This is a genomic window from Actinophytocola sp., assembly GCF_050699915.1.
In the GTDB taxonomy this organism is placed as follows: domain Bacteria; phylum Actinomycetota; class Actinomycetes; order Mycobacteriales; family Pseudonocardiaceae; genus Actinophytocola.
Genome location: NZ_JBOHGA010000035.1, coordinates 14132 through 39759 on the forward strand (window position 1 = coordinate 14132; position 25628 = coordinate 39759).

Sequence of the window (25628 nt, forward strand, 5' to 3'; positions counted from 1 at the left end):
CTCGTCCGAGCTACTCTGGAGCTGCGGGGCTGCGTGGAGATGGGGTGGCGGGTATCAGCGGGGGCGCGGACTTCGATCCGGATGTCGGCGTTAAGGCGCCGAGCCAGTCGAACGCGTCCATCACCCACCGTGCGCGCAGTGTCCTCGCTATTCGCGGCTTTCGTCGCCTCTGGGGAGTCACCTACCTGTGCAGCATCGGTGACTGGCTGTCACTGCTCGCGCTGACCGGACTGGTCACCAAGCTCACCGAGGGGTACCAGGCGCAGAGCTTCGCGTTCGCCGGTGTCGTGCTCACCCAGCTGCTGCCCGGGCTGCTGTTCGCCCCGCTCGGCGGTCTGCTCGCGGACCGGTTCGACCGCCGCAAGGTCATGGTGATCTGCGACGTGCTGCGCTGCGCGCTGTTCATGTCGATCGCGGTCGTGGGCTCGACACTGTGGCTGTTCATCGGGAACTTCCTGATCGGCTGCTGCGCGATCATGTGGATCCCGTCCAAGGACGCGGCCGTGCCCAACATGTTGCGCCGGCCCGACCAGGTCGAGACGGCGAACCAGCTCGGCATGGTGATGACCTACGGCATCGCGGTGATCAGCGGCGCCGGCCTGTACGCGGCGATCACCGGCATCACCACGAACCTCAACATCCAACCCGACCCGGCCGGCCTCGGCATCGCCAAGATCATCCTGGTGATCAACGGGTTGCTGTACCTGACCAGCGCGATCCTGGTGGCCACCCGGATCCCGGAGCTGTCCCTGCGCGACGCGGTGCCACGCAAGGAACGCATGGCGGACCAGGAGAAGCTGGGCTTCGCCACGATGGTCCGCGATGCGGCGCGGTTCGTGCGCAGCACGCCGATCGTCCGGGGGCTGCTGATCGGCATGATCGGCGCGTTCGCGGCCGCCGGCGCGCTGATCGGCTCGGCGAAGCTGTACGCGAACAGCCTCCGCGGTGGCGAGTCGGCGTTCGGTCTGCTGTTCGTCGCGATGTTCATCGGGCTCGCGGTCGGCATGGCCGGCTCGCCGAAGCTCGCCCGGCGGCTGCCGCACAACCGGCTGTTCGGCATCGCCATCGTGCTGGCCGGGATCATGCTGTGCCTGGTCGCGCTGTCACCGCACCTGGCCGTCTCGCTGTTCACCGTGATGGTGCTCGGGGCGTGCGCCGGCGCGGCCTTCCTCACCGGCGTGACGATCATCGGCACCCAGGTCGAGGACGCCATCCGCGGCCGGATCAACGCGATCTACCAGGCGCTGATGAAGATCATCCTGGCGCTCGCGATGGCGGTCACGCCGCTGCTGGTCGGGCTCGTCCAGCCGCGCAACATCATCATGTGGGGCCGGCCGATGACCATTGACGGCACCCGCCCGGTGCTGCTCGCCGCCGGCCTGCTCGCCGCCCTCGTCGGGGTGATCGCGTACCGGCAGATGGACGACCGGCGCACGGAGCCGATCCTCGCCGACCTGCTCGCCGCGATCCGCCGCAAGCCGCGCCGGTCCACCGGCCTGCTCGTCGCGATGGAGGGCGACGTCGTCGAGGACACCTCCACGCAGGCGCGCCTGCTCGCCGACTGGATGAAGGGGCCGGGCACCAAGGAGGTGCTGCTGGCGACCGACCCCGCGTTGGACGACGAACGGCTGCGGTCGGTGCTCACCGGGGCGCACCTGTCCGGCGCCCGAGCACACGCCCTGGTCGCCGCGGCCGTGCGCGCGGACATCGTCGAGCGGCAGATCCGGCCGGCGCTGGAGCGGGGCGCGCTCGTGGTGATGGAGCGGTTCGTGGACAGCCCGCTGGCGCACCTGTCCGCCGCAGCCGGACTGGACCCGGCCGAGCTGGAAGGCCTGGCGGACTGGGCGACCGCGCGACTGCGGCCGGACGTGACGATTCTGCTGGACCGCGACCCGAGCACCCTGGCCGGTGACGGCGCGCCCCAACCGACGCAGCATCATTGGCACGTGCAGCGGGTGTTGACGGAGATGGCGTCGGCCGATCCGGACCGGTACGTGGTGGTCGACGCGGACGGCACGCCGGAGCAGGTCGCCGACCGGGTGCGGCTCGCGGTCCAGACCGCGCTCGCCGGCCGGCGGCTCGCGAGCCTGCTACCGAGCGCCGGCCTGTCGAAGGTGCCGGCCGGAGATTCCACATGACCGTGTGGGACCAGGTCGTCGGGCAGCCCGAGGCCGTGTCGGTCCTGACGTCGTCGGCGCAGGTCGCGGCATCGATGGTCGACGGGACGTTCAGCGGTTCGGCGTCGGCGGTCGCGCACGCGTGGCTGTTCACCGGCCCGCCCGGCTCGGGCCGCTCGGTCGCGGCGCGGGCGTTCGCGGCGGCGCTGCAGTGCGAGACCGGCGTCGGCTGTGGTTCCTGCCCCGGCTGCCGGACGGCGATGGCCGGCACGCACGCGGACGTGCACGTGGTGGTTCCCGAGGGCCTCTCGATCTCGGTGGCGGAGATGCGGGCTCTGGTGCAGATCGCCGCCCGCCGCCCGACCGGGGCACGGTGGCAGGTCGTGATCATCACCGACGCGGACCGGCTGACCGAGGGCGCGGCGAACGCGCTGCTGAAGTCGGTCGAGGAGCCGCCGGAGCGGACGGTGTTCCTCCTGTGCGCCCCGTCGGACCACCCGGACGATGTTCCGGTGACGATCCGCTCGCGGTGCCGGCATCTGGGCCTGCGCACCCCGTCGGCGCCGGCGATCGCGGAGGTGCTCCACGCCCGCGACGGGATTCCTCAGGAGATGGCGAACTGGGCGGCGTCGGTGTGTGGTGGCCACGTCGGGCGCGCCCGCCGCCTGGCGACGGACGAGGCGGCCCGCGCGCGCCGCGAGTCCGTGCTGCGGATCCCGCTGTCGCTGCAGCGGCTCTCGGACGCCTTCACCTGCGCGGACGATTTGGTCAAGTCCGCCGAGGCTGACGCCAGCGAGGTGAGCGGCACCCGCGACGAGGCGGAGAAGGAAGCGCTGAAGACGGCCATGGGCCACGGCGGCACGGGCAAGGGCACGGCGTCCGCGACCCGCGGCAGCGCGGCGGCGATCAAGGAGCTGGAGCGCCGCCAGAAGTCCCGAGCCACGAGGACCCAGCGCGACGCGATCGACCTGGCACTGGTCGACCTGGCCGGCTTCTACCGGGATGTCCTCGTCGTGACGAGCAGCGCGCCCGCGGCCCTGAACCACCCGGACCGCGAGTCCGACGCCCGCAAGGCGGCGAACACCTGGCCCCCGGAGTCGACGCTGCGCCGCCTCGAGGCGGTCCTCGCCTGCCGCGAAGCACTGGAGCTGAACGTCAAGCCCAGAATCGCCATCGAGGCGATGCTGACCACCCTGCACCACGGCTGATCTGCCCGGAGCGGGCTGACATTTGCCCTGTGGATAGCCGAACCCGAATTGTCAGCCCTCGTCGCTAGGCTGGAAATCGGGGGCCGGAGGCCGCCGCCAGCACGGCGGCGGCCCCACATCCCGGCTAGTTCTTCGGGCGCTTCTTCGGCATCAACGGCAACCGCCGCTCCGTCGCAGGCCCACTCTGTGGCTTCTCCTCGCCCGTGGCGTCGGCCTCGGTCGGTTCCGGGCTCGCCTCGGACTCCGGCGACGCGGCAGCCACCGGCTCGCTGTCGACCTCCGCCGTGGCGCTCTCCGCATCGACGCCTTCCGTGGCTTCAGCCGGAGTCGAGCCAGCCTCGGCCACCAGCTCCCGGTCGTCCTCGGTGGCGCTGAGCTCACGGTCCTTCGCCGCGGCAGGCGCCGAGTCCGCTGTGGTGCTGAGTTCGCGATCCTTCGCCGTGGCGGGCTCTCGATCGTCCTCGACCGCGGCGCTGAGCTCCCGGTCGTCCTTCGCCGCCCGGTCCGGAGGCAGCCCGATCGGCCGCACTCCGCCAACCGGCGCGTACACCCGCGGCCGCCGCGCGGTATTCGGCAGCGCCGCCACCAGCACCACGCCGACGAGCAACATCGCCGTGCCGGTCCAGAACATCGGGATCGTCTTGTACGCCATCGTCGTGTAGGCCAGGCCCGGCGGCGGCTTCATGCCCTGCGGCTCCGGCGTCGGCGGCGGCGACGGGTTGTCCGACGGCGGCGCGCACACGACTCCGCCCGTCGGCGCGTACGCCCGCGCCACCTGCTCGCCGAGCGACACCTGCGCCAGCGCCGACGGCAGGTTCGGCAGGCCCAGCGCCGAGGTCGGCAGCACCTGCAGGTCGAGCATCCGCGCCGTCGCGCCGAGCTGGTAGCCCTTGAAAGGGTCGGTCATCTCCGCGCCGCGCTCGTCGAGCTGCGCCACGCCGATGCGGAGCACGCCCAGGTCGAGCTTGCGCAGGGCGTCCGTGAAGGGCCGGCCGTTCGCCAGCAGGTTGCCGATGATCGGCATGTCCTTCGCGCCCGCGACGTCCGGCAGCGGCAGCCCGATGGGCACGTCGAGCTTCGGGTTCGCCGCGTCGAGGCCGCCGAGCCGCTTGCCGCCCTGCCACACCTCGAGCACCGGCGCGGTGTACTCGACCGTCGAGGAGTCCGGGTCGCCCGTCGAGGTCACCTGCAGCGTCGGCTGGCTCACCACGCGGATCTCGATCGCGAACGGCGTGCCGGCGAGCAGGCGGAGCTTCGCCACCTGGAGCGTCGAGGTCGACTGGACTGCCTTGTTCTTCGAGCCCTCGATGTCGACCAGCCGGACCGTCGACCGTGCGGACAGCGTGTTCGGAAGGCTGAGCAGCGAGCCGGTGCCGTCCGCCTTGGGGTTCGAGTCGCCGGAGAGGACGCCGCCGAGCGTGCTCAGCGGGCCGGCGAGCTGCTTGAGCCCGTCGATGACGGCCTTGTCCTGCCGGGCGGTCAGCTTGGGCGAGTCGAGCACGCCGGACAGGTCGGCGACGTCGGGGAGCGTCGGGATGGCGTTGACCGCCGAGAAGCTGCCGACCTCGGTGGACGCGTCGGAGATGGTGTCCACGCACGGGCCGAGCTGGTCGTCCCACTGCGCGTGGACCTGCCCGCTGAGCCCGCGAGCGGTGATCAGCGCGTCGAGTGGGGTCGACGGCAGCTCGAGCCCGCTGGTCGTGGGCTGCGGGTTGTTGGGCGGCGCGGTCTGCGCGAGCGCGCCCGGCGCCTGGGGGCTGGCGCCCTGGATGGCGACCCCGCCGGGCGCGGCCTCGGCGACGGCCCGCTCGAACGCGAGGAAGGACTCGGAGTTCGCCTGCGCCGTGGCGAGCCCGAAGCCCAACTCGGCCGCGGCCTGCTTGGGCAGCTTGTCCTCGGCTCCCGGCGCGATTGCGCGCGTGGGCGCGGAGTTGGGGAGGATCCGGATGATCCCGAGCCCGGTCCCGGAGTCCCCGACGGCGTGCGCCGTGGGCGCCGGCCCGACCGGCGCGGACATGGGCGGGGAGTTGGGGTCGTTCGGTGTCGGAACCGGCGTGGTCACCGGCTGCGCGACCGCCGGGGGCGCGGAAAGCGCAAGCACAACGGCCACCAGCGGCAACGCCGTGGTGACGGTCAAGCGTCCACGCATCGGCCGGCGCCTCCTCAATGCAGTCACGGTCCCCGACCTGTGTCCGACTCCCTAACGACGCCGGTGCCCTGCAGGTGACGGCCGGCCGCCAGCTACACTTATCCCGCTTCGCCGCCTTAGCTCAGTCGGCCAGAGCGGCTCACTCGTAATGAGCAGGTCGTCGGTTCGATTCCGACAGGCGGCTCCAGGTCAGAAGCCTGATGGCCCCAGATTCGCCCCATTCGTGGGACCGGATCTGGGGCCAGAAGTGTCTTTGCGGCTGCCTTTGTGAGGACTTGCCGGGCCACCGGACACGGACAGCCCGGGCGGCCTCGCACAGCGAGCAGACTGGAGGCCATGAACGAGAAGGCCATCCGGCGCTCCCTGGTGAGCCACGCCCCGTTGCGCCGCAAGCCCGCCAACATGCTGCGTCGGATGCTCGACTGGCTGCCCGAGGACACCGAGCTCTACGGCGACGACGCGCCCACCGCGCGGCTGGAGCACCGGCTCGCGGAGCTCCTCGGCAAGCCGCGCGCCCTCTTCTTCCCCAGCGGCACCATGGCCCAGCAGACCGTGCTGCGCATCCACGCCGAGCGCACCGGCCGCCGCGCGTTCGTCGCTCATCCGCTGAACCACCTGGACCTCTGGGAGGAGCGCGGGTACGCCGCCGTTCACGGGTTGCGCTTCGTCGCCGCCGGGGAGCGGCACTCGCTGCTCACCCTCGACGACCTGGAGGCGGTCGGCGAGCGGCCCGCCGCGCTGCTGATCGAGCTGCCGCAGCGCGAGCTCGGCGGTCTGCTGCCCACCTGGGACGACCTCGTCGCGCAGGTCGGCTGGGCCCGCGCGCAGGGCGCCGCCGCGCATCTGGACGGCGCCCGCATCTGGGAGGCCCAGCCGTACTACGACCGCCCGCACGCCGAGATCGCCGGCCTGTTCGACACCGTCTACGTTTCGCTCTACAAAGGACTCGAAGGCATCCGCGGCGCCGTGCTGGCCGGCCCGGCGGACGTCATCGCCGAGGCGGAGACCTGGCGGCGCCGGCTCGGGGGCGCGATTCCGGACGCCTGGCCGCTCGCTGTCGCCGGGCTCATCGGCCTCGACACCATGGTGGACCGGCAGGCCGCCTTCCGCGACCACGCGGTCGCGGTCGCCGCGGCGCTCACAGCCGACGGCGTCGCCTCGGTTCGGCCGGACCCGCCGCTGACGCCGATGTTCCACGTGCACCTGCCGGTCTCGCCGGCCGCCGCCGGCCAGGCGAGCGAGGACATGATCACCGAGCGCGGCGTGCAGCTGTTCCTCCGCGCGCAGACCGACCCGCTGCCCGACCGCTGCAAGTTCGAGGTCAGCATCGGCGAGAACGGCATGCACTTCACCCCGGACGAGGTCGCCGCGCTGGTCCGCGAGCTCGTCACCCGCGCCGAGAAGGATGGCTGACCATGGTCGAGGTGAACGGCACGGTCGCGGCCGGGTTCGAGCGGGTGCGCGACGTGTTCGAGGCGAACTTCGCCCGGCACGGCGAGATCGGCGCGGCGTGCAGCGTGTGGGTCGGCGGGCGGGAGGTCGTCGACCTGGTCGGCGGGCTCGTCTCGCCCGCACGCGACGAGCCCTACACCCGCCGCACGCTGCAGATGGTGGCCTCCGCGACCAAGGGCGCGCTGGCCATCTGCGCGCTGCGCCTCGTCGAACGCGGCGAGCTCGACCTCGACGCGCCGGTCGCCGCCTACTGGCCGGAGTTCGCGGCCGCCGGCAAGGCGGCGGTGCCGGTGCGCTGGCTGCTCAGCCATCAGGTCGGTCTGCCGTTCGTCGACCCGGTCATCCCCATGGTCGACGCCTACCGGTGGACGCCGATGGTCGACGCCCTCGCCGCGCAGGCGCCGGTGTGGGAGCCGGGCACCGCGCACGGCTACCACGCGATGACCTACGGCTGGCTGGTCGGCGAGGTGCTGTCCCGGATCACCGGGCTGACGCCGGGGGAGCTGCTGGCCAAGGAGATCGCCGGGCCGCTCGGCATCGACTTCCACGTCGGCCTGCCGGAGTCCGAAATGGACCGCGTGGCGCCGCTCGTGCTCGCGCCGCCGCCCGCGCCGGGCGCCCCGCCGGACCCGCTGACCGCGCTGATGCTCGACCCGAACCAGTTGGCGCACAAGGCTTTCTTCGTCCCGAACCAGGTCTTCGCGGTGATGAACGACCGTGCTGCCTGGGCCGCGCAAATGCCCGCCGCGAACGGTATGGGCACCGCCCGCGCACTGTCCACCATGTACGCGGCGTGCCTCGGCGAGATCGACGGTGTGCGGCTGCTGGCGCCGGAGACGCTGGCCGCCGCGACCACGCCGCAGGCCGAGGGCACCGATCGGGTGCTGGGCATCGAGAGCCGGTTCGGCCTCGGCTTCCAGCTGAGCTACCCGCTGCGCCCGATGGCCGGGCCCGGGTCGTTCGGGCACTACGGGCTCGGCGGCTCGGTCGGCTTCGCGCACCCGGAGCGCGGCGTGGCGTTCGGCTACGTCGTCAACCAGATGCTGCCCGGCGGAATGGTCGACCCGCGCTCGTCCGCGCTGGTCGAGGCGGTGTTCGCGGCGGCCTGACCTACGGTGTGGGCATGCCGCTGTTCGCCTTCGAGGGCAAGAGCCCGAAGATCCACCCGGACGCCTGGATCGCGCCGACCGCCACGCTGGTCGGCGACGTGCTCGTCGAGGCGGGCGCCTCGGTCTGGTACGGCGTGGTGCTCCGAGCCGACTTCGGCGCGATCGTGATCCGCGCCGGCGCGAACGTGCAGGACAACTCGGTGATCCACGTGGGGGAGGGGACCTGCGAGGTCGGCCCGGGTGCGACCGTCGGACACCTGTGCATGATCCACCACTGCACGATCGGCGCGGCGGCCCTGATCGGCAACGGCGCCACCGTGCTCGACGGCGCGGTGATCGGCGACCGCGCGATGGTGGCGGCCGGCTCGACCGTCACACCCGGCTGGTCGGTCCCCGCGGAGACCGTGGCCTACGGCTCGCCGGCGAAGAAGTTCGTCCCGCTGTCCGGCGACGCCAAGCTGTGGGTGGACGGCAACCCGTCGATCTACCAGGACCTGGCGCGCCGCCACCGCGACGGCATCAAGCCGGTGACGTGAACGGGATCGTCGTGCTGAGACGGGTGAAGCCGAGCTTCTCGAGGATCGGGCGGCTCGCCGGCATGGCGTCGGTGCGCAGGTAGGTGAAGCCGCGCTCGGCGGCCAGCCGGGCGCGGTGGGCGACCATCGCGCGGTAGATGCCGCGCCGGCGCCATCCCGGCAGCGTGCCGCCGCCCCACAGGCTCGCGAAGTCGGTGCCCGAGTGGAACTCGATCCGCGACGCGCTGACGGGCTGCTCGCCGGCCGTCGCCACGACCATGGCCAGCGCGTTCGGGTCCGAGCGCAGTCGCTCGCGCAGGTCGGCGACCATCGGGCGATGGTCACCGCCGAACACCTCGTCGTGCACGACCAGGGCGTGCTCCAGGCCGGTTTCGTCGGTGACGGTGCGCAGCTCGATGCCCTCGGGTGCCGGCAGGTCGGCGGGGACGGACGCGGTGTCGGCGACCATGAGGGCCTCCGCCACCTCGGGCTCGAGCCCCGCCGCGCGCAGCCGATCGGGCAGATCGTCCGGTTTGTCGTGGGCGTAGAACTTCCACTCGAAGGAGCGCCCCCGGCTCGCGAAGTAGGCGACCTGCTCGGCGATGGCCGCGTCGGCGGTCGTCTCGTCGAGGTCGGACCAGTCCACGCCGTTCCACCCGCGCGGCGACGGGCTGACACAGCGGATCACGTGTCCGGCTCGCTCGAACCAGCCGCCGCCGAGGCTCGGCCGGACCGAGTTGCGTAGCTGCTCGTCGAACGCCGCCAGCACGGCCTCCCGATCCATGGCGCCAGTCCAGCACACCCGGGCAAGCGGATTACCGGCGGGCGGCCACGAGCACGTGCGCGGTGGCCCCGAGCGTCGACGGCTCGCATTCGGTGCGCGCGTGAGTTCCAGCACCAGCCCGACCGTCCGGATCGGACAGTCGGGCCGCGAGGCTGGGCGCCGAGCGCGCCGCCGACGTCCAGTACGGCCGCGGGCTGGCCGCTCGCGAAATCGCGCTTGAGTTTCACGTTACGTCAATTCCTAGCCTCGGCTGCATGCCACCGAAGAAGCAGACGTTCCGGGTCACGATCGAGATGCCCGCCGGTGACGCGCCGATGATGGACCTGGGCAAGATGCTCGGCCAGAGCGGCGTGAACCTGGTCGAGGTCAAGCGTGCCTACGACACGGCGACCGCCGGGCAGCGGGGCGACACCGTGCCCGCGGTGATCACCGTGTTAGAGGACCGCACGTTCGAGCTGCGCCTGAAGACCCCGCCGACCTCGTCCCTCATCAGAAAGGCGTTGGGCGGCAAGGGATCGTCGACGCCCGGCCACAACGGCGCCGGCAGCCTCACCCGCGACCAGCTGCGCGCGGTGGCCGAGCGCAAGCTGCCCGACCTCAACACGACCGACGTCGACGCGGCGATGCGCATCGTCGCCGGCACGGCACGCTCGATGGGAGTGTCCATAACGGAATGAGACCCGCCGCGGTGCCACCCTTTCGCACCCTCGACCCGGCCCTCGCCGCGACCGAGCGCCAGCTGACGTCCGGGCTGTCCACAGTGGTCGCCGCCTTGCCCGACGAGCCGACCGCCGCGGCGCGGCTGAACGCGCTGCTCGCCGGGCTGGGCGTGAGCCCGCGCCTGGCCGCGGTGGGCGACGGCTGGCGGGTGGTGCACGTGACCGCGTCGGATCGGACGGACGAGCTGGCCACCGCGGCCGCCGGCCTCGTGGCGCTGGTCGCGGTGGCCGGCTGGTCGCGCGTCAAGCGCTGCGAGACGTGTGCGGAGCCTTTCCTGGACCGCACGAACGGCCGAACCCGCCGCTGGTGCGGGCGTCACCGTTCGAACCACCGGCGAGCCTGAATCCCGATACACTTCAACCCGCGGCTCGATGAAACCTGGGGGATTCGAATGGCTTCTCGGCACCGCGCCGCGGCGGCTTCCGCGGCGATAGTGCTCGCTTTCTCCCTCGTCGCATGCGACGGCGGGGAGGGTGCCGACCCGGCGCCCACGAGCGCGACGGTGAGCTTCCCCGACGATCCGGACAAGGCGCCTGCCGTGCCCAACCCGATCACTCCCAAGGCGTTCATCGAGAAGCCCTGCACCAGCCTCACGGCCGAGCAGCGGCGGAAGTTCGAACTGGACAGTGGCGAGCCCGAGGTGTCGGACGTGAGCGGTTCGGAATGCCGCTACCGCAGGGCCGACCGCCTGGTCAGCGTGCGCTACGCCACCGACTGGGCGGGCCTCCAAGATCTGTACCGGACCCGGTCGGTAAGTACACGATGGGAACCGCAGGTCTTGGACGGCTTCCCCGCCGTCTCGACGTACCTGTCCAACAAGAGCGACGTTCCCCCCGGCCCGCCGTCCTGCTACTACGCGGTCGGGCTGAACGACTTGCTGTTTTTCTCCGTGGTCTCGCAGGACACCGACGGCAGCTCGGAATGCGGACTGGCCAAGAGAATCGCCGCCGATGTGCTGTCGACCATCACCGACGACCGGTGAGTTCTCTTACTTTGGCATGAAGTCGGCGGGGTGCGGGAGCTTGGTGGATTTGGGTCCGCCGACGGTGTCGGTCTCGTACTCGCGAAGTTCACGCTTCTGCGCCACCAACCGGCGAAGGGAACCAGCCAGTCCGTTGACGGCGTCGGCGACCTCGCGCTCGATCGCCTCGACTCGTTCCAGGTACTGCCGCGTGGTGTCGCGGAGGTCGTAGTGCTTGTCGAGCGTGAGGTGCTTCTCCTTCTTCTCAGCTGCGGCCTGGTGCATCCCGTTGCTGAGTGCCGTGGACGCCGCGCCCTTGAGAAGCTCCTTGGCGGTCGTGCCGATGCCGCCGGTGAGCACCGTGACCGTGGCCCCGATGATGACGTCGACCACGATCGACATGACGTCCAGTGCCAGGTCCCCACCGCCGGTGGGCTCGTAGTTGGCGCACTCCGTGGTGAAGGCGTCCATCAACTCGAGCAGGTCCCGGCCCGCCTTGTCGAAGATGGCTGAGTACCTGGCCAGGTGCTCGGCGATGATGTACAGGCAGTTCTCGTTGACCAACTGAAACCTGATGAAGCCCTTCTCGTACATGTACGCGGCGTTGGCTTCGGCGCCTACCCAGCCCGTGCGCATCTGCGCCCAGTCCATGCGCGCCGAGTTCATCTCGAAGTATCGGAGGGTCTTGTCGTCGATCGCCTCGGGCCCGGGATCCGTGTCGTTGGTGCTCCAGGTGAAGTAGCCGTCGAGGAGCTTGTCGTAGGTGGCGCCGATGACGTCGTGGCGCAGGCCGGCGATGGCCTGGACCGGCCGCAGGAGCGCGTCCGGATCGTTGGCGTAGTCGGCCAGGATCGACACGGTCTCGAACTCGTGGCTCTTGCTGTCCAGATCCTCGTTGCGGCGGGGGAACGGGTTGTCGCCCTCGTCGAACCGGGACCGGTAGACCCGCGGGCCGTCGTTGTCCTCCGGACGCAGCAGGTACTCGATCCACGCGCCGACCTCGCCGGCCGCCCGGGTGAGCTGCGGGTTGACCGCGTCGTCCAAGCCGGGCACGGAGACCGCGTCGCGACCAGGGGGCAGCGCCATGGTCACCACTCCCGCTCGTCGAGGTCGCGCTCGATCTCCAGGAACCGGTTGGCGATCCGGTCCTCGGTGGTGCGGATCCAGTCGATGTGCCCGCGCAGCCCCGCCTCGTACTCCTCCAGCGACGTGACCATCTCGGCCTGTTCGTCGCTCAGCGGTCCCAGCTGCGCGGCGACCACATCGAGGAACGCGGCGCTCGCCGCCCGAACGTCACCGTTCCCCTCACCGCCGACCCAGCCCGAACCCGGGTCGCCGCGCCCGGCCTCGACCTCACCGTGCGCGGCGGCGAACGAGTCCCGGCTGGTGTGAAGTCCACTGATCACCGGCGCCAGGAACCGCCGGATTCCGTCCTCGACGTCCTTCGGTTGGATCGCGTAGTCAGCTTTCGGCATGCCGCCATCAGGCGTCGACATCTACTCTCCCCAGAGTCCCCAGTCTGCGCCAATCGGCGCATCCCCGCGGCAGTATGTCACGCCGGCAACGCGTCGTGGGGCTGGTCGGGCGACTACCGTGCTCGTGCCAGCAGGAAGGCCTGCGGCGTTCGCTCCGGGTATGGGCCGTCCTCGTCGGCGGGGCGGACCAGTCGGGCGCGTTCCGTGAAGCCGGCCTCGTCCAGCAGTTTCGCCACCCGATCGGGGCGGCGGCGGTGGAAGTCGAGTGAGATCACGGGGCCGCCCGTGAGGTGCAGCGGCTCGTCGCCGACCTGGAACGCCAGCTGCAGGTAGCCGCCCGGCGCCAGCACCCGGCGGAACTCCGCGAACACGTCGGGCAGCAGCGGGTCCGGCACGTGGATGATCGAGTACCACGCCACGATGCCGCCGAGCGCGCCGTCGTCGAGGGGCAGCGAGAGCATCGAGCCGATCTCGAACTGCAGCCGCGGATGCAGCCGGCGCGCCACCGCGATCATCCCCGGCGCGAGGTCGATGCCGAACGCCGTGACCCCGAGGCCGTCGAGGTGCGCGGCCACCCGCCCGGGACCGCACCCGACATCGGCGACCGGCCCCTTCACGAGTTCCGCGAACACCCCGAGGACGGCGCGGTCGTGCGGCTTGGCCGCGAGCTCGTCGCGGATTCGCTCCGCGTAGACCTCCGCGACCTCGTCGTAGGACTTCCGGGTCCGCCGCACGAACTCCGGCTCGCTCATGGGCGCGCACGGTAGCGGTATGTTGCGCCCGTGGCGAGATGCTTCGTGTGCGACGAGCATCGCAACCCCGGGTTGGCTCCGGTCGGCGCGGTCGACCTGGTCGTCGTGACCCACGTGTCGCCGGACGCGCCGGGCAGTGGCCACGTCTACTCCATGGTCGTCGGCCACCAGGTAGACCACCTCCACCAGCACCTGGTCCCGCGCTACCCGGGCACGCCGCGCGAGTACTGGTGGCCGCCGCGGTTCGGCGAGTGGCCGGACGCCCGGCTCGGCGGTCGCGACGACGTCACCCGGTTCGTGCACGACCTGCGAGCGTTGCTGGCGGCGGCGGACGGATAGTGTGCTTCGGGTCGGGTCCACGACAGCGTTGATGGAGGCACCCATGCACCAGCCGGCGATCCCGCACCTGGCCGCGGCCGACCCGGAGCTCGCCGAGCTCGTCGAGGGCGAGGCGAGGCGCCAGTTCGAGAAGGTGCGGCTGATCGCGTCGGAGAACTACGTGTCGACCGCCGTCCTCGAGGCGACGGGCACGGTGCTGACCAACAAGTACTCCGAGGGCTACCCCGGTAAGCGGTACTACGAGGGCCAGCAGTTCATCGACCAGGTCGAGATGCTGGCGATCCAGCGGGCGAAGGCCGTGTTCGGCGTGGACCACGCGAACGTGCAGACCTACTCCGGCTCGCCCGCGAACCTCGCGGTCTACCTGGCGCTCGCGAAGCCCGGCGACACGGTGATGGGCATGGCCCTGCCGGCCGGCGGCCACCTGACGCACGGTTGGAGCGTTTCGGCGACCGGCAAGTGGTTCCGCGCGGTGCAGTACGGCGTGCGCAAGGACACCGGCCGCGTCGACATGGATGAGGTGCGCGAGCTGGCCCTGGCGGAGCGGCCAAAGCTGATCTTCTGTGGCGGCACGGCCATCCCGCGCACCATCGACTTCCCGGCCTTCGCGGAGATCGCCCGCGAGGTCGACGCCGTGCTGGTCGCGGACATCGCGCACATCGCCGGCCTGGTCGCGGGCGGCGCGCACCCGTCGCCGGTGGGCCACGCGCAGGTCATCTCGACGACGACGCACAAGACCCTGCGCGGTCCGCGCGGCGCGATGCTGATGTCGGACGCCGAGCACGCGAAGGCGCTCGACAAGGCGGTGTTCCCGGGGCTGCAGGGCGGGCCGCACAACCACACGACCGCGGGGATCGCGGTCGCGCTCGCCGAGGCCGCGCGGCCGGAGTTCCGCGAGTACGCCGCGAGCATCGTGGCGAACGCGGCGGCGCTGGCCGACGCCCTGCTGGAGCGCGGCTTCGACCTGGTCTCCGGCGGGACGGACAACCACCTGATCCTGGTCGACCTGACGAACAAGGGGATCGGTGGCAAGCCGGCCGCGCAGGCCCTCGACCGGGCGGGCATCGAGCTGAACTACAACACGGTCCCGTTCGACCCCCGCAAGCCGTTCGACCCGTCCGGCATCCGCCTCGGCACGTCCGCGATCACCACGCGAGGCCTGGGCGTGGCGCAGATGCCGCAGGTCGCGGAGTGGATGGACCGAGCCGTCAAGGCCGCGAACGAGGCCGACGACACGGCGATCGGCAAGATCGCCACGGAGGTCACCGAAGCCCTGTCGGCATACCCGATGCCCGGCTGGAGCTAACCTGTCCACAACCGGGGCAGTTGTCCACAACGGACGCGAGCTCGCCCCGTTCGTCAGCCCCCACCGATAGACTGGACCCATGGGGTGCCCCCGGAGAGGGTGGGGGCGTTTTGTAGGTGGGTTACTGCACGCGTGTGTGCGCGCGAGGTCGTGGTCAGGAAGGGCGACGGATGGGCCGTCATCGACTGGTCCTGCGGACGCTCACCGAGGCCGGGGCCTGCGAGATCGAGCACTGGTTCGACGACTCCGAGATCGACCGCCGGCTCGGTGGGCGCTTCTGGATCCACCGAGCCCTGAGGCTGCGCGACGAGCCGGCGGGGGAGTTCCGCGGCCGCCGGGTGTTGCGCTCCCACGGCTGGCTCGCCGACGACGCCGACGGCACTCCCGTCGCGTACCTCGGCGGTGACGTCTACGACCGCTGGGTCCGCTACCACGGCGAGGGCAAGCCGCTGACCGGCGAGATCAGCGCCCGCACCATGTCGCTCGCCTACGTCGTCGATCCCGCGCGGTGGCGCCGGGGCTACGGCCGCGCCGCCATCGAGTCCGTGCTCGCACACCCGGACGTCGCCGACATCGAGCTCTGGGTGCTCGGCATCGACTCCGACAACGTCGCCAGCCGCCGATGCGCCGAGTCGGCCGGCTTCCACCTCATCGACTCGGTGCCCGACTTCGAGGACACCCTGTACTACCAGCGAGAAGCGCTCACCTGACGACCCGTGGCGCGGACGCCCGGCCCTCGTTGTGCGCGCGGTCCAGCGCTGTCACCACATAGGTGAACCGCCCGGCCGGGGCCGACGTGTCCACAAAGGACCCGCCGCGAACGGTGCCGACAAGATGACGGCCGTCGACGAGCGCGCACCGGTCGTAGCGGCCGGGAACCCGGTACACCGCATGGGAAACCGACCGTCGGTCCGTCCGGTTCCAGTGCAGCGCCACCCCGTCGTCCGTCCGAGCCACGGAAGCGAGAACCGGCGGCCGCGGCCCAGGACGCGCCAACCGCCCAGCGACCGGGGACAGCGCCGGCTGCCCGTAGTGGTCGCGCTTCACGATCGTCATGTGCTGGAGCTTGTCCGCCCGGACCTGCTTGGCCGAGAAGTAGATGTCCCCGCCGACGGATGGGTGCGACCGGTTGAACGTCAGGTGCTTGCTCATCTCGTTCGGGTCGTGCCACGGCGGGCCCTGGGCGGGGTCGGCCACCTTGTAGTTCGCCTGTCCGATGTAGAGCGACACGTCGGTGCCGGACACGACCGACGACCACCACGGCACCAGCTTCGCGTAGTCGGCCACCTCGAACCCGATGTTCCAGTACACCTGTGGCGCGATGTAGTCGAGCCACTCCTCGCGCACCCACTTGCGCGTGTCCGCGTACAGGTCGTCGTAGGTCTCCACGCCGCCCTGTGTCGGCGATCCAGAAGGATCGGTCGACGAGTTGCGCCAGATCGCGAACGGGCTGACCCCGAACGTCACGTTTGGTTTCTCCGCGCGGATCGCGGCGGACAGTCCCGAGATCAGCGTGTCGATGTTGTGCCGGCGCCAGTCGGCGATGTCGTCGAAGTCGCCGCCGTGTTCGGCGTAGGTCTCCGCGTCGTCGAACGTCTCGCCCGCCACCGGGTACGGATAGAAGTAGTCGTCGAAGTGCACGGCGTCCATGTCGTACCGCCGCACCGCGTCCATGATCGCGTCGATCGTGAATTGCTGGACCTCCGGCAGGCCCGGGTCGTAGTACAGCTTGCCGCCGTAGGGGATCACCCAGTCCGGGTGCACACGCGCCGGGTGTGTGGGCACCAGCTGGTTCACGTCGGTGTTCATCGACACCCGGTACGGGTTGAACCAGCCGTGGAACTCCAGGTTCCGCTCGTGCGCCTCGGCCACCGCGAACGCCAGCGGGTCGTAGCCCGGGTCGACGCCCTGCTGCCCGGACAGCCACACCGACCACGGCTCGTGCGGCGAGGGCCAGAACGCGTCCGCGGTCGGCCGGACCTGGACCACGACCGCGTTCAGTCCGAGCTCCACCGCCTCGTCGTACCAGCGCAGCAGCTCCGCCTTCTGTTCCTCGGCGGACAGCCCCTGGCGCGACGGCCAGTCGATGTTGGTCACGCTCGCGATCCACTCGGCGCGCAGCTGCTGCTTGGGTGTCGCCGGGTCGGGGGCGGGACAGCCGGCGGGCGCCGCCGGGTCGGCGAAGGGCTCCGCCACCGCGGCGCCCGGAACGGCCAGCAGGGCACCGGCGACGACGACGGCACCGAGGAGGCGGCGGAGGCGCATTCGTGAAGTCTCTCGCCTGACCACCCCGGTGTAAACCGTGGAAACCTCACGAGTTAGAAGCCTGTCGCCGGAATAGTTCACCGAATCGGTTCGCGCGGTATGTCCGCTTGCGGTCGTTTGTGCAGGTCAGTCTGCGTAGCGTGGGATCCGGGTCACAGATGATCTCGCTTGCGAACTCGCCGGACCAGGTGCATGCTTGTATCGACCAACTAATTGGGTGATGCAAGCAAGGGGAGTTGAGCAGTCGTGGTCGCACCGGAGAGGGAGGCGCCCGCCGCGCTGACCGAGCGGGAGATCGAGAGCGGTCACCGGCTGGCCGGGGCGATGTTCACGCTCGGCAAGCAGCAGGCGAGCCTGGCTCACCGGATGAGTAAGGGCGGCGGCGTCGACCGCTCGACGATCATCCTGCTCAAGACCCTGGTGATGCATGGCCCGAGCAGGTCCAGCGAGCTCGCCACGGCCGTGTACTCCGACCCGTCGACCGTGTCGAGGCAGGTCGCGGCGCTGGTTCGGGACGGCCTCGTCGAACGCCGGGCCGACCCGGAGGACGGGCGGGCGAGCGTGCTCGCGCCGACCGACAGCGGTCTCGCGATGCTCGCGGAGCAGCGCAAGCGGATGGGGCTCGCGCTGGCGCAGGTGGTCAAGCAGTGGGATCCCGACGACGTGGCCCGCTTCCTGGAGTTGTTCGAGCGCTTCGTCGCAGACCACGAACGCGCTCTACCGATGTTGATGAACGAATGCGTGAAAGCGCGTTCCGAAGGGGAGAACTGATGTCCGAATCGGCCTCGCGCACCGCGCCCGAGGCGGACGCACCGTCCACGGGGGGACGTGCGCTGTCGCACCGCGAGATCATGACGGTGCTCGCCGGGCTCATGCTCGGCATGCTGCTGGCCGCGCTCGACATGACGATCATGGCCTCGGCCACCAAGACGATCGCCGACCAGCTGCACGGCCAGACCATCCAGGCGTGGGTGACCACCGCCTACCTGATCACTTCGACGATCTCCACACCGTTGTACGGCAAGCTGTCCGACATCTTCGGGCGCAAGCCGATGTACCTGTCCGCGATCACGCTGTTCCTGGTCGGCTCCGTGCTGTCCGGTGTCGCGAACTCGATGTACGAGCTGGCCGCGTTCCGCGCGGTGCAGGGTCTCGGTGCCGGTGGCCTGATGTCGCTGGCGCTCGCGATCATCGCGGACCTCGTGTCGCCGCGGGAACGCAGTCGCTATCAGGGCTACTTCATGGGCATCTGGGGCATCTCCAGCGTGGCCGGCCCGGTGGTCGGCGGCTTCTTCGCCGGTGCCGGCACCTTCGCCGGGATCGACGGGTGGCGCTGGGTGTTCCTGGTGAACGTGCCGATCGGCATCATCGCGCTGATCGTCGTGGCCAAGTTCCTGAACGTGCCGCACAAGCGGGTCCTGCACCGCATCGACTACTGGGGCGCCGCCGCGCTGACGGTCGGGCTGGTGCCGCTGCTGATCGTGGCCGAGCAGGGCCGCGAGTGGGGCTGGGGCTCGGCCGCAGCGCTGGCCATGTACGGGATCGGCGCGCTGGGCATCGCCGCGTTCGTGTTCGTGGAACGAGCGATGGGCGACGAGGCGCTGCTGCCGATCCGGTTGTTCCGCCGGCCGGTGTTCGCGCTGACCAACGTGATCAACTTCGTCATGGGCATCGGGATGTTCGGCATGATGATGTCGCTGCCGCTGTACCTGCAGATCGTCAAGGGCTCGACGCCGACCGAGTCCGGCCTGCAGACCCTGCCGATGACCGCGGGCATCCTCGTCGCGGCGATGGGCAGCGGTGTGTTGATCTCCAAGACCGGGCGGTACAAGCGCTTCCCGGTCATGGGGCTCGCGATCGTCTCGGCCGCCATGTTCCTGTTCGCGCAGATCGGCGTGGACACCCCGATGTGGCAGACGATGGCCGTCATGGCGATCGCGGGTGTCGGGTTGGGGCTGTGCATGCAGACCCTGATCCTCGCGATCCAGAACGACGTGCAGGCCAAGGACATGGGCGTGGCGACGTCGTCGGCGACCTTCTTCAGGTCGATCGGCGGCACGGTCGGCACCGCGGTGTTCCTGTCGATCCTGTTCAGCGTGGTCGGCAGCAAGATCGCGGCGGCGTTCGCGAGCGTGCGGACCGACCCGGCGTTCGCCGTGGCGCTGCGGCAGGATCCGGACTTCGCCCAGCGGCTGCAGGGCGGGGGCCTGGACCTGAACAACACGGAGTTCCTGAACACGCTCGACCCGACGCTGGCCAGGCCGATCCTGACCGGGTTCGCGGACTCCATCGACACGGTGTTCATGGTCGGTGGCTTCGTGACGCTCGTCGCGTTCGTGCTGATTTGGTTCCTCAAGGAGGTGCCGCTGTCCGACAAGTCGGGCATCCAGCGGGCCGCTGAGGACGAGGCGGCCGCGGCTCCGGCGGCGGTGCGCTGAGACCGGGGAGTGAAGGCCCCGCGTGTCTTCGGACGCGCGGGGCCCGCTCAGTGCTGCGGGTTGTCCTTGAGCCGCTGGTAGGAGCGCACGATCTCGGCCTCGGCCTCGGTGCGGCCGACCCAGGTGGCGCCCTCGACGCTCTTGCCGGGCTCGAGGTCCTTGTAGACCTCGAAGAAGTGCTGAATCTCGAGGCGGTGATACTCGGCAAGGTGATGGATGTCGCGGAGGTGCTCGGTGCGCGGGTCCTCGGCGGGCACGCAGAGGACCTTGTCGTCGCCGCCCTTCTCGTCGGTCATGCGGAACATGCCGATGGCGCGCGACTTGATCAGGCAGCCGGGGAACGTCGGTTCCTGGACCAGCACGAGTGCGTCGAGCGGATCGCCGTCCTCACCGAGGGTGTTCTCGACGAAGCCGTAGTCGGCGGGGTACTGGGTGGCCGTGAACAGGGTCCGGTCGAGCCGGATTCTGCCGGTCACGTGGTCCATCTCGTACTTGTTGCGCACCCCTTTGGGGATCTCGATCGTGACGTCGAACTCCACGCCGTTCCTCACTCCGGTCCAGTAGTGCCGCGTTGCCCATTAGTGTGGAGCACCGCCAGCAAGACGACGTGGAGGGCACGTGCCGCACCCAGGGGACGAGCTAAGGCCCGCAGACGAGAACAGCAGCGCGCCCGGGGACGTCCCCCGGGCAGCCGCAAGCTGGCCGGTCGCCGACTTGGAGCAGGGCAAACAGCTGACCCGCCCGGTCCCCGCCGCCTCGGCCTCGGCTGACACTGCCGCGGCGCCGGCATCGGATGCTCGATCGCCGAGGTCACCTGCGGCGCAGCCGGCCGCCAAGTCACCGGAACCTGCCTCCACGAGCTCGAAGCCGAAGCCGGCCGCCTCGGAAACCGCTCCGGCGAGCCCATCGGCGAAGCCGCCCGAAACGCCAGAGCCCGCAGCCGAATCCCCGACCTCCGGGGCGAGCCGGTCGCAGGCCTCACCTGCGGCCAAGCAGACTTCGGAACAACCGTCACCGAAGCCGGCTCCCGACCCTGCTGGCCGACCGACGCCGTCCGCCGAGTCCGCTGAACCACCACGGGCGAAGCCCGCCGCGTCATCGGAACCGCAGTCGCCGAAGCCCCCGGCCGAACCTCGGTCGAGCTCCGCGGCCAAGGCATCGCAACCGTCGCCGCCGAGCCCGCCGGAGTCCTCCTCAGCCGTGAAGTCGGCCGAGCCGCCACAGCCCACCGCCGATTCCCCGGCGTCGCCAGCGGCGACGCCGCCCGCCGAGCCCGCACAGGCTCAGCCGCCGAAGTCACCCACCTCTGCGGGCCCGTCCCAGTCGAGTCCGGCCGGGTCTGCGCAGGCGCCGCCACCGAAAGCGCCGGCCTCGCCCCAGCCGAGTCCGGCCAAGGCCCCGGAAGGCCGGTCGCCGAAGCCGCCGGCGGAGTCTGCGGGTTCATCGCAGCCGAGTCCCGCCAGGTCTCCGGAACCTCAGTCGCCGAAGGCTTCCGCCGAGGCCTCAGCCCAGCCGACCCCGGCGGCCAAGTCTCCGGAGAGCCAGTCGGCGAAGCCTCCCGCGACCGCACCCGAACCTGGCTCGCCGGCCACGTCGTCGACGCCATCCCCGGCCCAGCCCGACACCCAGCCCGCGAAAGAGCCCCCGGCGAGTCCAGGCAGCAAGTCTTCCGAACCGGAGCAGGCAAGGCCTGCCGCCCCCGCGGCGAAGCCCGCCGGGGAAGGCCGGCCGCGGAAACCGGCCGAGCCCTCGGAGCCGTCACCGGCGAGCCCGGCCACGAAATCCTCGCCACCGGACAAGTCGGCAGAGGCTCCATCAACGGCCAAATTCACGGAGTCCGCGTCAGCGAAGCCGGAACCCGAGTCGGCCACCCAGTCACCAGAACGGCCGCCGACAGCTCAGCCCGCGGAAACCAAGCCGGCGGACGAGCCCTCGAAGCCGTCCCCGGAGAGGCCCACCGCACAGACTCCCGAACCCCCGGCGGCGAGCCCAGCCGCCAAGTCGCCGGAGAAATCGCAGGCCAAGCCGCCCACCGACCCGAAACCGGCGAAGCCAACCGACGGCACCGCTCCGGAAGCCGACCAGCGATCTCCCCAGCCCGCGCCGCCGAAGTCCCCAGCCGCGAAACCAGAAGCGGACAAGACGGCCGCTGCCAAGGATGGTTCGGACAAGGCCGAACCGGGCGCCAAGAAGACCGAGCCAAGCGGCCCGACGCCGGTGGGTCGCATCGAGCTGCCGAAGCGCTCGAGCAAGCCGCACAAGCCGCCGGAGTACGAGCCGTCGGAGCGGTCGCTGTTCGAGCCGGTCGTCGCGCCGTCGTCCGCCCCGGAGACGCAGCAGCGTCCGCCGGGGGCACGCTCCTGGTTCGCACCACCCCGCACGCCGGACCGGCCCCAAACCGCACCGCCCGGCGAGCCGTCCCGTTCCGCCCAGCCTCCGGCGCGGCCGGGACAACGCCCACCGGACAAGCCAACCCCAGACTCACCACAAGGCCGAACAACCGCCGAGCCCCAAGGGCAGGCCCCGCCCCGGCCGCACGCCCCACCGCAGCCAACGGCTCCGGGTGCGCCAAACGCCCGAGTAGCCGACCCGACCGCACCCCCGGACCGACGCACCCCGCCGCCCGGTTCACCGCGACAGTCCGAACCGCCAGAGGCAGGCCTGGCTGGCCCGCCGGATCGCCGCACGCCGCCGGTTGAGCAGCAGCGACCGCCGACGTCGCCTTCGGGCTTGGCCGACCCGAGTACTCCGCCGGCTCGCCCGACACGGCCATCCGGATCTCCGACGCCGCGCCCACCCGAGTCGCCGAAGGCGGGCCCGGCCGAGCCGAGTGCCCCGCTCGACCGGCGCACGTCACCGCCAGAGACGCCGACGCCCCGTCCGTCCGAGCCGCCGAAGTCGGGCTTGGCCGACCCCAGCGCCCCACCGGATCGCCGCACGCCGCCGGTTGAGCAGCAGCGACCACCGACGCCGCCTTCGGGCTTGGCCGGCCCGAGTGCCCCGCCAGATCGCCCAACGCCACCGCCCGGCACCCCCACGCCGCGCCCGGCAGACCAGCAGCGTCCGCCAGAGCCCCCGAAGGCGGACCCAGAAGCTCCGCCGGACCGCCGTACACCGCCGGTCGAGCAGCGACCGTCCGAGCCGAAGGCAGGCTTGGCCGGCCCGAGCGCGCCAACGGACGGGCGCACGCCGCCGTCCGGATCTGCGACGCCGCGCCCACCCGAGTCGCCGAGCGCAGGCCTGGCTGGACCGAGCGCCCCGCCGGACCGCGGTACGCCGCCGTCCGGCACGCCCGCGCCTCCGGCTGAGCGCCAGCGTCCTCCCGAGCCGCCGCGAGCAGGCCTGGCGGATCCGAGCGCGCCAACGGACGGGCGCACGCCGCCGTCCGGATCTGCGACGCCGCGCCCACCCGAGTCACCGAGCGCAGGCCTGGCCGACCCGGGTGCCCCGCAGACGCCGCGTCCACCCGAGTCGCCCGAGGCAGGTTCGGCCGGTCCGGGTGCCCCGCCGGAACGCAGTACACCGCCGTCCGGGACTCCGGCGCCGCGTCCGCCGGAGTCTCCGAACGCGGGCTTGGCCGGCCCGAGTGCCCCGGCAGATCGTCGAACGCCGCCGTCCGGCACCCCCGCGCCTCCGGCCGACCGGCGCCGACCGCCCGAGCCGCCGAAGGCCGGCCTGGCCGACCCGAGCACCCCGGCAGACCGCCCCACTCCGAAACCGCTGCGCCTGAGTGGGCCACCGCTGAGCGCGCCCACCGATCAACCCAAGCCGCCCAGCGCCGAGCCGACCGATCGCCGCCCCCCGCAGCCAGCCGAACGCGCTCCCGAGCCGAGCACACCGGCGGACCATCGCACCCCACCACCGACCGAGCGCGCCCCTGAACCGAGTGATCGCCGCACGCCACCGGACCAGCGCGATGACCGCGCCGGACGGCCGGGCGCACCTGCCGATCGCCCTGCCCCGGCGGGGCGCGTCGCGGAGCCGAGCGCGCCACCGGATCGCTCCACGCGGCCGGGGCAACCTGGCGCGCCCACCGATCGCCCCGCACCGCCGAGTGGGCGTGTTGCCGAGCCGGGCGCGCCGGCTGATCGCCGTACACCGCCGTCCGCGCCGCCGCGTCCTGAGCCACAGCGACCGCCCGAGCCGCCGCGTGGGCGCCTGGCCGAGCCGAGCGCACCAGGCGACCGTCGCCCCGCACCCCCGGACTCCCCTCCCGGCGCTCCGGTAGCTGACCGGCGCCCACCCACCCAGGGGCTCACGCCATCACCTCCGCCCGGCGCACACATCGTCGGGCCGACTGCGCCCCCTGACCGCCAGACGCCGCCCGGCGAGCGCCCCACCAGGCCGACTGCGCCTACCGATCGGCCCGCGCCGCGGCCGGATTCGCCGAGTGCTCGTGTTGCCGAGCCGAGTGCGCCGCCTGAGCGTCGGCCCGCGCCGGGTGAACGCGTCACCGGGCCGGGGGCGCCACCTGACCGTCCCGCTCCGCCCGATTCGCCGAGTGCGCGGGTCGCGGAGCCCACAGCCCCGGCGCCACCGCCTCGGCAGCGGCCGACGGGGCCGCGGCGCCCGGACGAGAAGCCCGACGCTCGAGTCGCCGAGCCGGGCGCACCCGCGGATCGCCGCCCGGCGCCGCCTCAGGTTCGGCCGGGGACGCCCGGTGCGCCGGTCGCGGACCCGAGTGCACCGGCAGACCGTCGGACGCCGCCGGGTGAACGCGGCGCCGAGCCACCCAAGCCGGCCGATTCGCCGCGTGGGCGGGTGGCTGAGCGGCCGCCTGCCGAGAAGCCTGGCGCGCCGGAGAAGCCGGAGTCGCGGCGGCCCGGGGCGCCGGTTGATGAACCTGCTCGCGGTCGGTCGGTTGAGGCCGAAAGGCCCGCTCCGTCGAAGCCGGGCGAGGCACCACCTGGCGCCGAACCGCGGCGGCCCACTTCTCCGGAGAAGCCTCCGGAGAAGAAGGGGATCACGCCGCACGGGTTCGTCGGTTCGCAGCCCACCGGGGAGCGGCAGACGCTGCGGCCGCCGATCGGGTGGCCCGCCGAGCGGGACGGATCCGCGCCCAGTGGTCGGGTCGCGGAGCCAACCGAGCGGCGCACGCCACCTGGCGACACCCGGCCCGACACGGATCGGCCGACTCCGCCGGGACAGGCGCCGGACTCGCCGCGCGGCAAGGTCGCCGAGGCGCCCGATCGCTATGCGCCGCCGGCGCCACGCCGGCCGGAGACCAAGCCGGCCGACCGCGACACGCAGACTCAGCCGCCGACGACCAGGCCCGATGCGCCTCGGCCGCCGCATGCGCCGACCGAGCCACCGTCCGACAAGCCCCGCCAGCAGTCGGCACCCGCGCCAACGGAGTCGCCCCGGCAGACGCCGCCCGCCGACGGCAGTTCGCCAACGAAGACGCCGCCGCGGCCCGACTCACCAGGGCGGCCGGGGCGTACACCGGCTCGGCCGGATGGGCCTCCTGCCGACGGTGGTTCGCCGACGAGGACGCCGCCGCGGCCGGACTCACCAGGGCGGCCGGGGCGTACACCGGCTCGGCCGGATGGGCCTCCTGCCGACGGTGGTTCGCCGACGAGGACGCCGGCTCGGCCGGACTCGCCGGGGCGGACGCCGACTCGGCCGGGATCGCCTCCCGCCGATGGCGGTTCGCCGACGAAGCTGCCGATGCGGCCGGGCTCGCTTAGGCGGCCAGATCGGGCGCCGGCGCGGCCGGATTCGCCTCCTACCGATGGTGGTACGGGGACGAGGACGCCGACTCGGCCTGATTCGCCTGGGCGGCCGGGTCGGACGCCGGCGCGGCCGGATTCGCCTCCTGCCGATGGTGGTACGGGGACGAGGACGCCGACTCGGCCTGATTCGCCTGGGCGGCCGGGGCGGACGCCAACGAGGCCGGATTCGCCTCCTGCCGATGGCGGTACGGGGACGAGGACGCCGACTCGCCCCGACTCGCCGGGGCGGCCGCCGGCGCGGCCGGATGGGCCTCCTGCCGATGGTGGTACGGGGACGAGGACGCCGACTCGGCCTGATTCGCCGGG

General features: G+C 72.0%; 21 protein-coding genes, 1 tRNA gene and 1 pseudogene. 14 read left to right on the forward strand and 9 right to left on the reverse strand.

From position 1 onward, the window contains the following. Nucleotides 1-44 precede the first annotated feature (44 nt). Together ACRDSK_RS09495 and ACRDSK_RS09500 are read left to right on the forward strand one after the other, a co-directional pair. Entirely contained in the window at nucleotides 45-2138 is a 2094-nt protein-coding gene (locus ACRDSK_RS09495) for a bifunctional MFS transporter/dTMP kinase (RefSeq protein WP_431439625.1), read from the forward strand. After that, complete coding sequence (locus ACRDSK_RS09500) at nucleotides 2135-3325, forward strand: DNA polymerase III subunit delta' (protein ID WP_431439626.1); 1191 nt, start codon at nucleotides 2135-2137, stop codon at nucleotides 3323-3325. The genes ACRDSK_RS09495 and ACRDSK_RS09500 overlap by 4 nt, the downstream gene beginning before the upstream one ends. A 124-nt stretch (nucleotides 3326-3449) precedes the next feature. Here the strand turns inward: ACRDSK_RS09500 and ACRDSK_RS09505 are convergent, their stop codons facing one another. Beyond that, on the reverse strand, nucleotides 3450-5474 hold the full coding sequence (locus ACRDSK_RS09505; RefSeq protein WP_431439627.1) for a hypothetical protein: 2025 nt from the start codon (nucleotides 5472-5474) through the stop codon (nucleotides 3450-3452). A gap of 110 nt (nucleotides 5475-5584) precedes the next feature. Between ACRDSK_RS09505 and ACRDSK_RS09510 the strand changes: the two genes are divergently transcribed. The 4 genes from ACRDSK_RS09510 to ACRDSK_RS09525 all read left to right on the forward strand — a co-directional run bounded on the left by ACRDSK_RS09510 (nucleotide 5585) and on the right by ACRDSK_RS09525 (nucleotide 8571). Next, nucleotides 5585-5661 (forward strand) — tRNA-Thr (locus ACRDSK_RS09510). Between the two features lie 149 nt (nucleotides 5662-5810). Further along, nucleotides 5811-6887, forward strand: a complete 1077-nt coding sequence (locus tag ACRDSK_RS09515; protein ID WP_431439628.1) for a threonine aldolase family protein — start codon at nucleotides 5811-5813, stop codon at nucleotides 6885-6887. A gap of 2 nt (nucleotides 6888-6889) precedes the next feature. Next, nucleotides 6890-8035, forward strand: a complete 1146-nt coding sequence (locus ACRDSK_RS09520) for a serine hydrolase domain-containing protein (protein ID WP_431439629.1) — start codon at nucleotides 6890-6892, stop codon at nucleotides 8033-8035. Between the two features lie 14 nt (nucleotides 8036-8049). Continuing rightward, on the forward strand, nucleotides 8050-8571 hold the full coding sequence (locus tag ACRDSK_RS09525; protein ID WP_431439630.1) for a gamma carbonic anhydrase family protein: 522 nt from the start codon (nucleotides 8050-8052) through the stop codon (nucleotides 8569-8571). On the opposite strand, the gene ACRDSK_RS09530 is transcribed toward ACRDSK_RS09525, so the two are convergent. Then, on the reverse strand, nucleotides 8555-9334 hold the full coding sequence (locus ACRDSK_RS09530; RefSeq protein ID WP_431439631.1) for a GNAT family N-acetyltransferase: 780 nt from the start codon (nucleotides 9332-9334) through the stop codon (nucleotides 8555-8557). The genes ACRDSK_RS09525 and ACRDSK_RS09530 overlap by 17 nt on opposite strands. Nucleotides 9335-9588: 254 nt before the next feature. On the opposite strand from ACRDSK_RS09530, the gene ACRDSK_RS09535 reads away from it, so the two are divergent. Genes ACRDSK_RS09535 through ACRDSK_RS09545 form a run of 3 tightly spaced genes read left to right on the forward strand, consistent with a single transcriptional unit; the run spans nucleotide 9589 to nucleotide 11036 of the window. Then, complete coding sequence (locus ACRDSK_RS09535; protein WP_431439632.1) at nucleotides 9589-10011, forward strand: uL11 family ribosomal protein; 423 nt, start codon at nucleotides 9589-9591, stop codon at nucleotides 10009-10011. A gap of 11 nt (nucleotides 10012-10022) precedes the next feature. After that, nucleotides 10023-10397, forward strand: coding sequence for a hypothetical protein (locus tag ACRDSK_RS09540; protein ID WP_431439633.1), 375 nt, complete (start codon nucleotides 10023-10025; stop codon nucleotides 10395-10397). A gap of 48 nt (nucleotides 10398-10445) precedes the next feature. Beyond that, nucleotides 10446-11036, forward strand: coding sequence for a DUF3558 domain-containing protein (locus ACRDSK_RS09545; protein ID WP_431439634.1), 591 nt, complete (start codon nucleotides 10446-10448; stop codon nucleotides 11034-11036). Between the two features lie 6 nt (nucleotides 11037-11042). On the opposite strand, the gene ACRDSK_RS09550 is transcribed toward ACRDSK_RS09545, so the two are convergent. The 3 genes from ACRDSK_RS09550 to ACRDSK_RS09560 all read right to left on the reverse strand — a co-directional run bounded on the left by ACRDSK_RS09550 (nucleotide 11043) and on the right by ACRDSK_RS09560 (nucleotide 13242). Further along, complete coding sequence (locus tag ACRDSK_RS09550; protein WP_431439635.1) at nucleotides 11043-12101, reverse strand: hypothetical protein; 1059 nt, start codon at nucleotides 12099-12101, stop codon at nucleotides 11043-11045. A gap of 2 nt (nucleotides 12102-12103) precedes the next feature. Next, a complete protein-coding gene (locus tag ACRDSK_RS09555) occupies nucleotides 12104-12511 on the reverse strand; it encodes a hypothetical protein (protein WP_431439636.1) in 408 nt (135 codons plus the stop codon). A gap of 92 nt (nucleotides 12512-12603) precedes the next feature. Further along, nucleotides 12604-13242 carry a class I SAM-dependent methyltransferase gene (locus ACRDSK_RS09560; protein WP_431439637.1) on the reverse strand — a complete coding sequence of 213 codons (639 nt, stop codon included), beginning with the start codon at nucleotides 13240-13242 and terminating at the stop codon, nucleotides 12604-12606. 30 nt (nucleotides 13243-13272) lie between these two features. Between ACRDSK_RS09560 and ACRDSK_RS09565 the strand changes: the two genes are divergently transcribed. The 3 genes from ACRDSK_RS09565 to ACRDSK_RS09575 all read left to right on the forward strand — a co-directional run bounded on the left by ACRDSK_RS09565 (nucleotide 13273) and on the right by ACRDSK_RS09575 (nucleotide 15597). After that, entirely contained in the window at nucleotides 13273-13581 is a 309-nt protein-coding gene (locus tag ACRDSK_RS09565) for a hypothetical protein (protein ID WP_431439638.1), read from the forward strand. 43 nt (nucleotides 13582-13624) lie between these two features. Beyond that, entirely contained in the window at nucleotides 13625-14887 is a 1263-nt protein-coding gene (gene glyA / locus ACRDSK_RS09570; protein WP_431439639.1) for a serine hydroxymethyltransferase, read from the forward strand. A gap of 170 nt (nucleotides 14888-15057) precedes the next feature. Then, entirely contained in the window at nucleotides 15058-15597 is a 540-nt protein-coding gene (locus ACRDSK_RS09575) for a GNAT family N-acetyltransferase (RefSeq protein WP_431439640.1), read from the forward strand. On the opposite strand, the gene ACRDSK_RS09580 is transcribed toward ACRDSK_RS09575, so the two are convergent. After that, a complete protein-coding gene (locus tag ACRDSK_RS09580; protein WP_431439641.1) occupies nucleotides 15590-17152 on the reverse strand; it encodes a family 10 glycosylhydrolase in 1563 nt (520 codons plus the stop codon). The two genes, ACRDSK_RS09575 and ACRDSK_RS09580, sit on opposite strands and share 8 nt — an antisense overlap. Nucleotides 17153-17398: 246 nt before the next feature. Here ACRDSK_RS09580 and ACRDSK_RS09585 point away from each other — a divergent pair, with 246 nt between their 5' ends. Together ACRDSK_RS09585 and ACRDSK_RS09590 are read left to right on the forward strand one after the other, a co-directional pair. Further along, a complete protein-coding gene (locus tag ACRDSK_RS09585) occupies nucleotides 17399-17923 on the forward strand; it encodes a MarR family winged helix-turn-helix transcriptional regulator (protein WP_431439642.1) in 525 nt (174 codons plus the stop codon). Then, nucleotides 17923-19590, forward strand: a complete 1668-nt coding sequence (locus tag ACRDSK_RS09590; protein ID WP_431439643.1) for an MDR family MFS transporter — start codon at nucleotides 17923-17925, stop codon at nucleotides 19588-19590. Before ACRDSK_RS09585 ends, ACRDSK_RS09590 begins: the two co-directional genes overlap by 1 nt. A gap of 47 nt (nucleotides 19591-19637) precedes the next feature. Here ACRDSK_RS09590 and ACRDSK_RS09595 read toward each other — a convergent pair whose 3' ends face one another. The 3 genes and pseudogenes from ACRDSK_RS09595 to ACRDSK_RS09605 form a co-directional block, all read right to left on the reverse strand. Next, nucleotides 19638-20129, reverse strand: coding sequence for an inorganic diphosphatase (locus tag ACRDSK_RS09595; protein WP_431439646.1), 492 nt, complete (start codon nucleotides 20127-20129; stop codon nucleotides 19638-19640). Between the two features lie 936 nt (nucleotides 20130-21065). Next, nucleotides 21066-21461, reverse strand: coding sequence for a hypothetical protein (locus tag ACRDSK_RS09600; protein WP_431439644.1), 396 nt, complete (start codon nucleotides 21459-21461; stop codon nucleotides 21066-21068). 3854 nt (nucleotides 21462-25315) lie between these two features. Further along, nucleotides 25316-25628, reverse strand: a pseudogene (locus ACRDSK_RS09605) (hypothetical protein); the annotation flags it as partial.